At 64.5% G+C, this 12,114-nt stretch carries 9 protein-coding genes and 1 pseudogene; 4 read left to right on the top strand and 6 right to left on the bottom strand.

The genetic code is table 11. The features are described 5' to 3' along the window. Nucleotides 1-107: 107 nt before the first annotated feature. A complete protein-coding gene (locus ACLFLU_RS31235) occupies nucleotides 108-2,798 on the bottom strand; it encodes a flavin-containing monooxygenase (RefSeq protein ID WP_426408565.1) in 2,691 nt (896 codons plus the stop codon). Nucleotides 2,799-3,025: 227 nt separating this feature from the next. On the opposite strand from ACLFLU_RS31235, the gene ACLFLU_RS31230 reads away from it, so the two are divergent. Continuing rightward, entirely contained in the window at nucleotides 3,026-3,235 is a 210-nt protein-coding gene (locus tag ACLFLU_RS31230; protein WP_426408564.1) for a hypothetical protein, read from the top strand. Nucleotides 3,236-3,398: 163 nt separating this feature from the next. Continuing rightward, nucleotides 3,399-4,868 carry a carboxylesterase/lipase family protein gene (locus ACLFLU_RS31225; RefSeq protein ID WP_426408563.1) on the top strand — a complete coding sequence of 490 codons (1,470 nt, stop codon included), beginning with the start codon at nucleotides 3,399-3,401 and terminating at the stop codon, nucleotides 4,866-4,868. A 7-nt stretch (nucleotides 4,869-4,875) separates the two neighbouring features. Here ACLFLU_RS31225 and ACLFLU_RS31220 read toward each other — a convergent pair whose 3' ends face one another. Continuing rightward, entirely contained in the window at nucleotides 4,876-5,055 is a 180-nt protein-coding gene (locus ACLFLU_RS31220; RefSeq protein WP_027519499.1) for a hypothetical protein, read from the bottom strand. Nucleotides 5,056-5,212: 157 nt separating this feature from the next. On the opposite strand from ACLFLU_RS31220, the gene ACLFLU_RS31215 reads away from it, so the two are divergent. Further along, a complete protein-coding gene (locus ACLFLU_RS31215) occupies nucleotides 5,213-6,007 on the top strand; it encodes a DODA-type extradiol aromatic ring-opening family dioxygenase (protein WP_426408562.1) in 795 nt (264 codons plus the stop codon). A gap of 79 nt (nucleotides 6,008-6,086) precedes the next feature. On the opposite strand, the gene ACLFLU_RS31210 is transcribed toward ACLFLU_RS31215, so the two are convergent. From ACLFLU_RS31210 to glgC, 3 genes are all read right to left on the bottom strand, one after another. After that, nucleotides 6,087-7,829, bottom strand: a complete 1,743-nt coding sequence (locus ACLFLU_RS31210) for a serine hydrolase (RefSeq protein WP_426408561.1) — start codon at nucleotides 7,827-7,829, stop codon at nucleotides 6,087-6,089. A gap of 208 nt (nucleotides 7,830-8,037) precedes the next feature. Next, complete coding sequence (glgA, locus tag ACLFLU_RS31205) at nucleotides 8,038-9,468, bottom strand: glycogen synthase GlgA (RefSeq protein WP_426408560.1); 1,431 nt, start codon at nucleotides 9,466-9,468, stop codon at nucleotides 8,038-8,040. Further along, a complete protein-coding gene (gene glgC / locus ACLFLU_RS31200) occupies nucleotides 9,465-10,727 on the bottom strand; it encodes a glucose-1-phosphate adenylyltransferase (RefSeq protein WP_426408559.1) in 1,263 nt (420 codons plus the stop codon). The genes glgA and glgC overlap by 4 nt, the downstream gene beginning before the upstream one ends. A gap of 349 nt (nucleotides 10,728-11,076) precedes the next feature. Between glgC and ACLFLU_RS31195 the strand changes: the two genes are divergently transcribed. Further along, complete coding sequence (locus tag ACLFLU_RS31195) at nucleotides 11,077-11,496, top strand: hypothetical protein (RefSeq protein WP_426408558.1); 420 nt, start codon at nucleotides 11,077-11,079, stop codon at nucleotides 11,494-11,496. A gap of 115 nt (nucleotides 11,497-11,611) precedes the next feature. On the opposite strand, the pseudogene ACLFLU_RS31190 reads toward ACLFLU_RS31195, so the two are convergent. Then, nucleotides 11,612-11,740: pseudogene (locus ACLFLU_RS31190) on the bottom strand (aliphatic sulfonates ABC transporter substrate-binding protein); the annotation flags it as partial. Nucleotides 11,741-12,114: the final 374 nt, after the last annotated feature.

The following is a 12,114-nucleotide window of genomic DNA, read 5'->3' as shown; positions in this document are numbered from 1 at the left end:
GAACCCCAGCACACAAACTCGCGTGCCGGGGCCCACACCCATCGCTGCATCTTAAAGCCACGCGAACCAACGCGGTGGCCGGGAAAAGGTTCCCGGCCGATGGCGGCTTAACTCGCGGCCGCTGCGATCCTGTGCCCCGGGCTGGCATGGCCATGGTTGGTGTCGTCGCCGCGGCTGACCTCGGGCGGAAGCCCTGCAAAGCGCCGCAAGGCCTCGGCCATCTGTAGCCGACCCTGGACCCCGGTGATCACCACGTCGACCATTGGAAAGGACGAGTGGAAATGGCCGTGAGCCTTGAGCTGCTCGACCGGGACGCCGGCGGCCGCCATCGCCTCGGCATAGGCGATGCCCTCGTCGCGCAGCGGATCGAACTCGCAGGTGACGACGAAGGCCGGCGGCAGGCCGGCGACCTTGCCGCGCAGCGGCGAGACGCGCGGATCGGTGCGGTCGGCCGGCGAGCAGTAGAGGTCCCAGAACCAGTACATCAGCGACCGCGTCAGGAAGTAGCCGATTGCATTGTCGTTGTAGGAGGGACGGTCGAAGCTGCAGTCGGTGACCGGACACACCAGCAGCTGGCCTGCGATCTCAGGCCCGCCGCGGTCGCGCGCGAGCTGGCAGGTGACCGCGGCGATGTTGCCGCCGGCGCTCCAGCCTGCGACCAGCACCGGGCCCGGCTTGCCGCCGAGTTCGGTGAGATGCTCGGCGATCCAGCGCGTCGCTGCATAGCCGTCTTCGGCCGCGGCGGGGAAGCGATGCTCCGGCGCATGGCGATAGCCGACGCTGACAAAGGTCATGCCGCTTCGCCGCACCATGTCGCGGCAGAACGGTTCGTCCGTCTGCTCGTCGCCGAGCACCCAGCCGCCGCCGTGGAAATAGACCACGACCTGATGCGGCCCCGGCGTTGCCGGCTTGTAGACGCGATAAGGCAGCGGGCCATCCGCGCCGGGCAGCGTGCCGTCGACGATGTCGCCGACCGGCCGTCCCGCGGGCCGGCCCTTGTTGAACTCGTTGACGAAGGCGCGCGCGCCGATCGCGCCCATCGACTCGATCGGCGGCAGGTTCAGCGACGCCAGCAGGTTCAGCACCAGCCGAACGTCCGGCTGCAGCCGCACCACCTCGCCGTCATTGCATTGCGCGGCGACGTCCGGCCCAGTGAGCCTGAAGCCGAGCATGCCGCGGCTCGTGACCTCGTCGCAGATGCTGCGATAGGGACCGACACCGCCGGTGTAGGGCATCAGGCCCTGCACCTTGCCGGGCACGTTGGCGCCCGTGTACCAGGTGTTGGCGAGCCGATGCAGCGTCACCATCGAGCAGTCGGCCATGTGCCGGCCCCAGCCAGCCTGCGCCGTCTCGGTCGGCTCGATCGTGGTGAAGCCGGCGTCGCGGAGCGCTGCCAGACGATGCACGACCCAGTCGACATGCTGCTCGATCGACACCGCCATGTTCGACAGCACCGACGGGCTGCCGGGTCCGGTGATCATGAAGAAGTTCGGGAAGCCCTCGACCGTGAGACCGAGATAGCTCTGCGGTCCCTGCGCCCAGACATCGGTGAGCGACTTGCCGCCGCGCCCGGTGATCGGATGCACGGCGCGGATCGCGCCGGTCATGGCGTCGAAGCCGGTCGCGAACACGATGACGTCGACGTCGACATTGCGTTTGCCGGTGGTGATGCCGCCTGCGGTGATCGCCTTGATCGGCTCCTGGCGCAGATTGACCAGCGTCACGTTCGGCCGGTTGTAGGTCGCGTAGTAATTGGTATCGAGGCATGGACGCTTGGCGCCAAAGGGATGATCGTGCGGCATCAGCGCTGCTGCGGTCTCCGGATCCTTCACGGCCGCCGAGATCTTTTCGCGGATGAGATCCTGGACGATCTTGTTGCCGTCGACATCGACGCCCTGATCGGCCCAGAGCTGCGTCAAGATGTGGACGAGGTCGCCGGCTGCCCAAGCACGTTCGAACCGCTCACGACGCTCGGCATCGCTCAATTGCCAGCTCACGACGGTTTGCTGCGGATAGGGCACACCTGTCATCGACTGGCGCGCCTGTTCGCGATAGGCGGCGCGGTCGCTGTGGAACATATCCCTGCGATCGGCCGGCGAGGGGCCGTTATGCGCGGGCAGCGCGAAATTCGGCGTGCGCTGGAATACGGTCAAATGTGCCGCCTGCTCGGCGATCAGCGGGATCGATTGAATGCCCGACGAGCCGGTGCCGATCACGGCGACGCGTTTTCCGGCGAGATTGACGCCGTCATGCGGCCAGCGTCCGGTGAAGTAGACCTCGCCCTTGAAGTCCTTGACGCCGTCGATCTCCGGCGGTTTTGGCGCGGAGAGGCAGCCGGTGGCCATGATGTAATGGCGGCAGGAGACCGGCGCGCCGTTGTCGGTGGTGAGCTGCCAGCGCTCGGCCATCTCGTCCCATCTGGCTTCGGTGACCTTGGTCTTGAAGCGGATGTCGCGGCGCAGATCGTAGCGGTCGGCGATGAAGCCGAGATAGCGCAGGATCTCGGGCTGGGTCGCGTATTTCTCCGACCAGGTCCAGACCTTGTCGAGTTCCGGATCGAATGTGTAGCTGTAGTCGATGGTCTGGATATCGCAGCGCGCGCCGGGATAGCGGTTCCAGTACCAGGTGCCGCCGACGTCGCCGGCTTCGTCGAGGCCGACGGCCGAGAGGCCGGCCTTGCGCAGGCGATGGAGAAGATAGAGGCCGGCAAACCCGGCGCCGACCACGGCAACATCGACCTGTTGGGCTGTTCCATTCGCCGCCTTGGACTCACGTGCGGCGACCATCGCTTCAGGCATGGTATTCCTCCCGTGTATTTTGTTTTGCCGGCAGGCTAGTCCTGCAGGCCCGGATTGTCATCAGAGCATGTGCAATCTTCGGTAGTCGTTTGCGGCGTCATCGTGGCGGCGCGAACCCTGCTTCAATGCACGCATCGCGATGCACAATGGCCGTGATTGCCCGGGCTAATCATGCGCGATCCGTCTGTGTATGCTTGCGGCTACAAGCCACGCGTACCCAAGGCGCCATGACAGAGTTGAGTGAGCGAACCAAAGCCAACATGGACGTCGTCCTGGAGGAGACGTGCCGCCAATTGCCGCATGGCGGCGATCACGACAGCCGCAGGCTCATCGCCGAGCGCCTGATCGAGGCGGCGCAATCCGGCCACTCCACGCTCGGCGAACTCGGCATCATCGCGCGACGTGCGCTGGCGGAGATTATTGCCAAGGACGGTTAGGCAGATCAATTTGGCCGCACGTTTGGTGCGCTGAAGTGGATGCCCGGGACAAGCCCGGGCATGACGACTGTTGCAAGCGGGGCGAGGTAAGATAGCTTGCCTCGCTGCGGGGCTCGGACGTAACCTGCCGGGGAACATTTCCGCGCATCGAGATCCTCCGAAGATGCGATCCCTGCTTGCGCTCATTGCAGTCCTTGTATCGCTCTGCACCGGCGCGGCCGTGGCGCAGCCGGTCGGCCAGTTTCCATTTGCGTTGACGCGCGAAGGCCAGATGCTCGGCGCCGTCGAAGGCGAGGTGGCGTCGTTCAAGGGGCTTGCCTATGCAGCGCCGCCGGTCAGCAGCCTGCGCTGGCGTCCGCCGCAGTCATTGCCCGAGAGCTCGGAGATGAGCATGGCCTACGACTATGGCGCGCCCTGTCTCCAGCCATCGCTGCCGGCCGCCGGCGAGGATTGCCTCACGCTCAACGTGTTTCGTCCCTTCGGCGTCGACGGGCCGCTGCCGGTGATGGTGTTCATCCATGGTGGCGGTTTCGTTACGGGCACCGCCAGCGATCCGCTGTTCGACGGCTCAAGGCTTGCGCAAGCCGGGCTGATCGTCGTGACCTTGAATTATCGTCTCGGCGCGCTGGGCTGGCTGACGCATCCCGCGCTGTCGGACGGCGGCTCCGGCAATTTCGGCCTGATGGACCAGGTCACGGCGCTGCGCTGGGTGCACGACAACATCGCGGCCTTCGGCGGCGATGCGAACAACGTCACGCTATTCGGCAACGGCGCCGGCGCAACGTCGATCGCGCTGCTGATGCTATGCGCCCAATCCAGCGGTCTCTTCCAGAAAGCCATTCTGCAATCAGTACCCGGCCGCGCGCGCCTGCCGTCATTGCAGGAGGCCGAGGCCGCAGGCCGGCAATTTGCCGCCGCGCTCGGGCAGGAGGCGGATCTGCGCGCCGTCCAACCGGTGCGTCTGCTTGCTGCCGAAAAGCGTCTGCTCGAGAAATCGCCACGCAGCTTTGCGCCCGCGATGGATGGACATCTGGTGACGGAAGACATCGCTGCGGGATTTATGGCAGCACATGAGAGCCACATCCCCCTGATCATCGGCTCGAACGACGACGAGACCCGCTTCGACAGCGAGTTGGAGGTCAAGGAGATGCTGGCCGCCTCCGGCGAGAGCATCGATGAGCTGCGCAAGCTCTACCCCCGTGCCGCGAGGCCGTCAGACGTTGCGGCGAGCTTCTACACCGACAAGATTTTCTCCGAGCCGGTGCGAATGCTCGCCCGGCTTCATGCCGCGACCGGCGCGCCGACCTTCCGCTATCGCTTTGCCTATGTCCCGGAAGCACGGCGCGGCAATCCCGACGAAGGACACGGGCGGGAGTTGCAGTTCATCTTCGGTGTGGAGGGCGTGCCCGGTGCTGGCATCTTCTCGCGACGGGACCGCGAGGTCGCAAATCGCATGCGGGCCTACTGGATCAACTTTGCCAGGAGCGGCGACCCCAACGGCGCGGAGCTGCCGCATTGGGATGTGGCCGCGGACCACGACCATCTGCTGCTGATCACGAATGATCGCATTGCGAGCGGCGCCGACCCCTGGGTGGAGCGTCTGGACCGGCTCGCGCGCGAGAGCAAAAAATGAGGTGGACTTAGGCCGCGAGCTCGACGCGCGGCGCCGGGCTCAGCCGGTCTTCTTCCAGATAGTCCATCGCGCCGTCCTTCTCGACGGCATAGAATTGCTGGCCTTCCTTCGAGCGGTAGGCGGCGCGAACGACGCCGCGCCGGCCCTTGTCACTGTTGACGACGTCCCCCAGCGCAAACTTCTTCATCTCACGTCTCACATGTCTTCAGGCCGATTCCTTCGGCCACGCCGGATTGTGGGCGGCAAATCGTTAACGACTTGCTAACCATACCGGTTTGCCTATGCTCGCCGCCGATTGCGCGGCTGGTACACGCGCATGTTGTCAACGAAACGAGCTGGCACAAATGACGCGATTTCCGACCCTGTTCCTGTCCCACGGCGGCGGCCCCTGGCCCTTCATGGAGGACCGGCGGGTGCAATATGCCAAGACCGCCGCGGAGTTCGGACGGCTGCCGCAGCTTCTGCCTGCAAAGCCGAAGGCCGTGCTCGTCATCACCGGCCATTGGGAGGCTGACGCCTTCACCGTGTCGACCTCGGCGCATCCGCCGATGGTGTACGACTATTACGGTTTCCCCGAGCATACCTACCACATCACATATCCGGCGCCGGGCCAGCCCGCGCTGGCTGCGGAGGTGAGGGCGCTGCTCACGCGCGCGGGCCTCGATTGCCGGGAAGATCCCAATCAGGGTTTTGACCACGGCACCTTCGTGCCGCTTGGGCTGATGTATCCGAATGCCGACATGCCGATCGTGCTGCTGTCGCTGAAGTCGAGCTACGACGCGGCCGAGCACATCAAGGTCGGGCAGGCGATCGCCTCGTTGCGCGACGAGGGCATTCTGATCGTCGGCAGCGGGCTGACCTATCACAACATGCGCGGCTTTGGCCGTGCGGAGTCCAAGCCCGTCTCGTACGATTTCGAGGCCTATCTGAACGAGGCGATCGGCAACCCGGATGCCGCGCGCCGCAACGCGATGCTGGTCGACTGGGAGAATGCGCCGAGCGCGCGTCTCGCCCATCCGCGCGAGGATCATCTGCTGCCGCTGATGGTCGCGGCAGGCGCCGCCGGCAGCGACGTCGGCAAGCGCGTCTTCGTCGACGAGGTCGCGAATGTGGCGATGGCGTCGTACGTGTTTGGATGAATTCGTAGGGCGGATTAGCGAAGCGTAATCCTCGGGCTAAGACGTAGGTGGCGGATTACGCATCGCTAGCCGATCCGCCCTACCGGCTGCGCTTCGCGATGAAGGTGCCGTTCGGCTGGTGATACACGAGTTCCTCGATCGCGCCGGACGGGCCGCGGCGGAATTCGGTGCGATAGCCGTCGAGCGGGACGATGCTGAACGTCGTGGCCTGGTAGGGCCGCAACTGGTAGAGCGGCACGAACGGGATTTTCAGCGTAAGCTGGCCCTCGGCATCCTTGGTGACGACGTGGGTCTGATCGCCGCGAATGTATTCGCCGACGCAAGCTAACCGGAACGCAGGGTCCATGCATTCGCCGGCGGCGGCGCGCGTGAAGACGATGTCCGGCACCAGCACCTCGAGCTGGGCCGAAAGACTCGCAATGTTGCCGTCGCGGTCGGTCGCAAAGGTAATCACGAGATCGTCCGGATTGAGGTCTCCGAAAACGTACGGCAGCTGGAACGAATCGTAGTGCCGGTGTGCGAGCTTCGCCTTCGTGCCGCGCCAGGCCCATTGCAGGCTGTCGCCGTCTTGCGTGATGACCACCCGGCCATAGGCCGGGTGTTCATAGGCGCCGCAAAAATCTGCGAGATCATGGCTGGGCTTCGTGTTCAGCTTGCGCGCCGTCGGCTTCGCCGCCTCGTCGGTCTTCTGTTGCGCCAGCGCCTTGCGGCGCATATCGCGCAGGCGATCCAGCCATGGCACGGGCTCGTTGCCGGCGAGATGATCGTGAACTCGGTTGATCAGGATGCTGGACACCGGATTGCCGCCGGTGTTGGTGAAGACAGCGATACCGGTGCTTCGCGCCGGGATAAGGCGCATCAGCGTGCTCCAGCCGAGCCAGCCGCCAGAGTGTCCGACCACGGGCTCGCCGCGGTAGCTGGTGTGGTTGAAGCCCAGCCCGTAATGCGAATGGCCGAACTCCTCCCACTCGGCAGCGCCTGCGAAGACGCGCGGCGATTGCATCTGCCGGATCAGCGTGGACGACAGCAGGCGCTCGCCGGCGAATTCGCCTTCTGCCAACAAGAATTTCATCCAGTTGGCGAGGGCGGCAACCGAGGTGACGATGGCGCCGGCGCCCGTCGTGGTGATGGGAAAGAATTTGCTGCGCGAGCGCACGTCGCCGCGTTCCACCAGGTAGGGAACGGCGGCGTCAGTTGCCGCGGTGTACTCCTCGGCCGAAAAGCCGACCGGCATCCGCAATTTATCGGTCAGCCGGGTGCGAATGAAATCTTCATAGCTCTGACCACTGATGCGCTCGACGACAAGGCTGGCGGCATTGTAGGCGAGATTGTTGTATTGAAATTCGGTGCGGATGTCCCGGGCCGGCTCAAGGTGACGCAGCGCCGTCATCATCTCGCTGCGCGAGAGATCGGCTGGAATCCATATCCAGTCGTGTCGAGGCAGGCCGGAGTGGTGGCTGAGCAGGTCGCGCACGGTGACGCGCTCGGTCGCGATCGCGTCATGCAGGCGGAATTCGGGAATGGCGTCGCGGACCGGCTTTGTCCAGTCGAGCCGTCCCTCGTCCACCAGCAGCGCCAACGCCGTGGCGGTGAACGTTTTTGTGATCGAGCAGATCAGGAACTGCGTCTCCGGCGTCGCGGGCAGCCCGGACTCGACGTCGCGCTGACCCCATGCCCTGAGCAGCTCCGTCTCGCCGTTCTGCACGACGGCGAGCGTCACGGCCGGCACCTGCCACTCCGCCATCGCCTCCGTGACCAGCGCGTCGAGCTCGGGGATGAGGGCTGTGATGGTCATGTCGCTTCGGGTAGATCGGTTGGACATGGCACACTCTTTCTTCCGCTCGTCTCCACAACGACTGGATGAGGACCCGTAATGTTACAAGCTGTAGCACTTGCGGCTGACCGATGCAAGCTGCGGGCGAGGCGACACGGGTCGTCGCTTCCGCCTTCGCTCTTCGAGCTACGGCGGACAAGTCCGCCTCGTGCAACGCGCGCGCGGAGAACCCATGATGCAACAAAACTAATCCGCCCTACGCGCGGCGGGATGCCATCAGGCCGCGATAGAGCGCTGCGTACTCGCCCGCCCGGTTGCGCCAGGACACGTCGGTCGCAAGGCCCGCGAGCTGCAATTGCCGCCACGCCGCCTTGTCGTGGAAGATGATGCTCGCGCGCCCCAGCGCTGCCGAGAGATTTGCCGATGTCACGGGCCCGAATGTGAAGCCGGTCGTCTCATTCACGGTATCCGCGAGGCCGCCGACGCGCGACACGATTGGCACGGCGCCATAGCGTAGCGCGCAGAGCTGGGTTAGCCCGCACGGCTCGAACCGCGATGGCACAATCAGGGCATCCGAGCCGGCCTGGAACAGATGCGCGAGCGCCTCGTCATAGCCGATCACGGCCGCGATCCGGCCCGGATGTCCGCGTGCAGTTCCCTGGTAGCGATCCTGCAGTTCGGCATCGCCGCTGCCGAGCAGCGCCAATTGCATCCCATCGCCCAGGATGGTGGGCATGGAATCGAGCAACAGATCGAGCCCTTTCTGCCATGACAGGCGGCTGATAACGCCGAGCAGCAGCGCATCCGGCCGCGGATCGAGGCCGAGCCGCTGCTGCAGCGCCGCCTTGTTGGCCGAGCGAAAAGACAGCTCCTCGGCGCTGAAGCGATAGGCGATGTGCGGATCGGTGTGTGGATTCCACACCGAGGTGTCGATGCCGTTGAGGATGCCGCTCAGCACGCTGGCGCGCTCGCGCAGCAGGCCGCCGAGCCCCATGCCGCCCTCGTCGCTTTGGATCTCCTGCGCATAGGTCGGCGACACCGTGGTGATGCGATCGGCCAGCTGAAGCCCGGCTTTCAAAAAGCTGATGCCGCCGAAATATTCGAGGCCGTGGACGTCGAACGACGCGTCCCGGGGCAAGCCGATCGCGCCCGCGAGCGTGCGGTCGAACTTGCCTTGATAGGCCATGTTGTGAATGGTCATGACGGTGCTGGGCCGCGCCCCGCCATCGTAGTGCAGATATGCCGGCGCCAGCCCGGCCTGCCAGTCATGGGCATGCACGACATCGGGCACGAAGCTTGCGACGAGACCGTGGCCGATATCGGCCGCGATGCGCGACAGCGCTGCGAAGCGCACGCCGTTGTCCGGCCAATCCACACCCTCGGTGGTGACGTAGGGATTGCCCGGCCGCGCATAGAGATGCGGCACGTCGAGCACGAACAGGTCGAGCCCATCGTGCGAGCCGGCGAGTAGCCGGCCCGGACCGCCGTAATAATCCGGCCAGCGCCGGATTTCGTCCGCGCCTGAGAGCCGCCGCATCACGTCCGGATAGCCCGGCATCAGCGTGCGCATCTCGACGCCGTGCGCTTTCAGCGCGATCGGCAGCGCACCGGCGACATCCGCGAGGCCGCCGGTCTTGACGATGGGGTAGACCTCAGAAGCGACCGCGAGGACGCGAACAGGCGTCATGTATTGAGCCTGTCGATCATCGTCTGGGTAATGAGCGAGATGCCCTGCTCGGTGGTGCGGAAGCGTTTTGCGTCGAGCTCGGGATCCTCGCCAACGACAAGCCCCTCGGGGATTTCGATGCCGCGATCGATCACGACGTTCTTGAGCCGCGCGCCGCGCCCGACGTTGACGTAAGGCATGATCACGGCGTTCTCGACATTGGCATAGGAGTTGATGCGCACTCCGGTGAACAGCAGCGAGCGGCGCAGCGCGGCGCCAGAAATGATGCAGCCGCCGGAGACCAGCGAGCTCACGGCCGAACCGCGCCGGCTTTCCTCGTCATGGACGAATTTCGCAGGCGGGGTGATCTCCGAATAGGACCAGATCGGCCAGGCGCGGTCGAACAAATCGAGTTCCGGCACCACGTCAGTGAGGTCGATATTGGCAGCCCAATAGGCGTCGACAGTGCCGACGTCGCGCCAGTAGGAGCGGGGGTCGTCGCCGGAGCGGACGCAGGAGGTCGAGAACTGGTGCGCGATGGCGCGGCCGTTCTTGACGATGTACGGGATGATGTCCTTGCCGAAATCGTGGCTCGAGTTCGGGTCTTCCGCGTCGCGCTTCAATTGATCGAACAGGAATTTTGCATCGAACACGTAGATGCCCATGCTGGCCAGCGAGACGTCCGGCTTGCCGGGCATCGGCGGCGGATCCTTGGGCTTCTCGAGGAACTGCTGGATCCAGCCGTTCTCGTCGATATGCATGATGCCGAAGCCGGAGGATTCCGCGCGCGGCATTTCGAGGCAGCCGACGGTGACGTCGGCGCCGCTGTCGACGTGCTGTCGCAGCATCACCTCGTAATCCATTTTATAGATGTGGTCGCCGGCGAGCACCACGATGAAGCGGGCGTTGTGCGACTCGATGATGTCGATGTTCTGGTAGATCGCATCCGCCGTGCCGACATACCACATGTTCTCCGAGACGCGCTGGCTCGCAGGCAGGATGTCAAAGCTCTCGTTGCGTTCGGGGCGGAAGAAGTTCCAGCCCATCTGGAGATGCCGGATCAGGCTGTGCGCCTTGTACTGGGTGGCAACCGCGATACGGCGGATGCCGGAGTTCACCGCGTTCGACAGCGCGAAATCGATGATGCGGGATTTGCCGCCGAAATAGACCGCGGGCTTGGCGCGCCGGTCGGTCAATTCCAGCAGCCGGCTGCCGCGACCGCCGGCCAGGACAAACGCCAAAGCCTGGCGGGCAAGCGGCTCATTTCCGGCGGCACTCATGTCATCCTCCCACTCGTCTGGCGCAAGCCAAATTCTGGCGTAAACCAAGGCCTTCGCGAAGTGCCTTCCGGCCGCGCATCATTGGAACCGATAGTAACGGTACGAATAGGTAATCGGGAAGGTGCTTGTTGGTTGCGAACGCGTGGGAAGCTTAACGCTTTGCCGCCGATCTCACCTCTGCCGCGCCGTCGTCCCGGCGTCATATCGGCGTGGCGGATGATCACATTTCAGGCGCGCGCGGCATCTTGTGCGCTGCACGCAAGGTCGACGCTTTGACTCAACGCCGGGATGCCTAAATCATGGCTTGCGATCCTTTTCCTAAACGAAAGGTCAGACAGGGAGGAAGGCGATGAATATCTGGAAAACGGCAATTGCCTGTTCGCTCACGGCTGCGGTCGTGGCGGGCCAGGTCGGACAGGCGACAGCGGCCCCGCTGCCGACCAATGTCGCGACCATGAAGGCCGCGGCCGGCGATGACGTCAAGCAGGTCTATTGGCGTGGCTGGGGATGGGGCTTTGGCGGCCTTGCGGCCGGCGCGATCATCGGCAGCGCCATCGCCAGCGCGCCTTACGGCTATTACGGCGGTGGGCCGTATTACGGTGGCGGCTACGGGCCGGGCTATGGCTATGCGCCGGCCTATTATGGTTACGGCTACGGGCCGGCCTATCCGCGATACTATCGGCCCTACCGTCCGTATTACGGCTATGGCTACGGCTACTACCGGCCGTACCGCCCATACTACCGTCCTTATTACCGCGGCTATTGGTAAGTTAGAGCGATAGCCACACGATCAAGCTCATGCAGGCGAGGTGCCCGAGCACGATCACGGCGAGATGCAGCGGGCCGGCTTTGAGGCGAAGCCTGCGCATCTCGCCCGCTCCGCCTTAGTTCGATCCCGCGGCCGCGGCGGTGAAGCTGCGGTCGACGGCTTTGCTTACGTCGAGCGCCTTCGGCAGGATGCCGTAGCGCGTCGAGCGGTCGGATGCTTCCTGCACCTCCTTCACCACGCTCTCGTGGGAATTGATGCTCATGTGATCTGTCTTGTTGCCTGCTTGTTACCCTGGCTCACGACACGTGAGCGCGTGATGCAGCGAGAGATTCAAGTCTACATTTGCAAGTCTATGATCGCGCGGTGCGCAGTCAATGAAATGGCTATCCGTATTGCGGATGCGTCGGGCAATGACGTTTCAGCGCGGCGACGCTTTCGAGAATGTGCGGCGTGTGCGGCCGAAGTTGCGCAAGAATCCGGCAGTCGGCGTAGCCGCAGCGTGTGATTGCGGATGATGCATCCACGAAAATCGTTTCATCGTTGTTCCGCGCGCTGATGGAGAGAATGACTTCGCATCGCGCCACATTCGAAATTCCATTTCATTGACGATGCGGCACC

Origin of the sequence: Bradyrhizobium ganzhouense (assembly GCF_049949285.1) — a bacterium.
GTDB lineage: Bacteria > Pseudomonadota > Alphaproteobacteria > Rhizobiales > Xanthobacteraceae > Bradyrhizobium > Bradyrhizobium ganzhouense.
The sequence above is the reverse complement of the archived record's forward strand: the minus strand, read 5'-3'. Positions and strand labels throughout refer to the sequence as shown.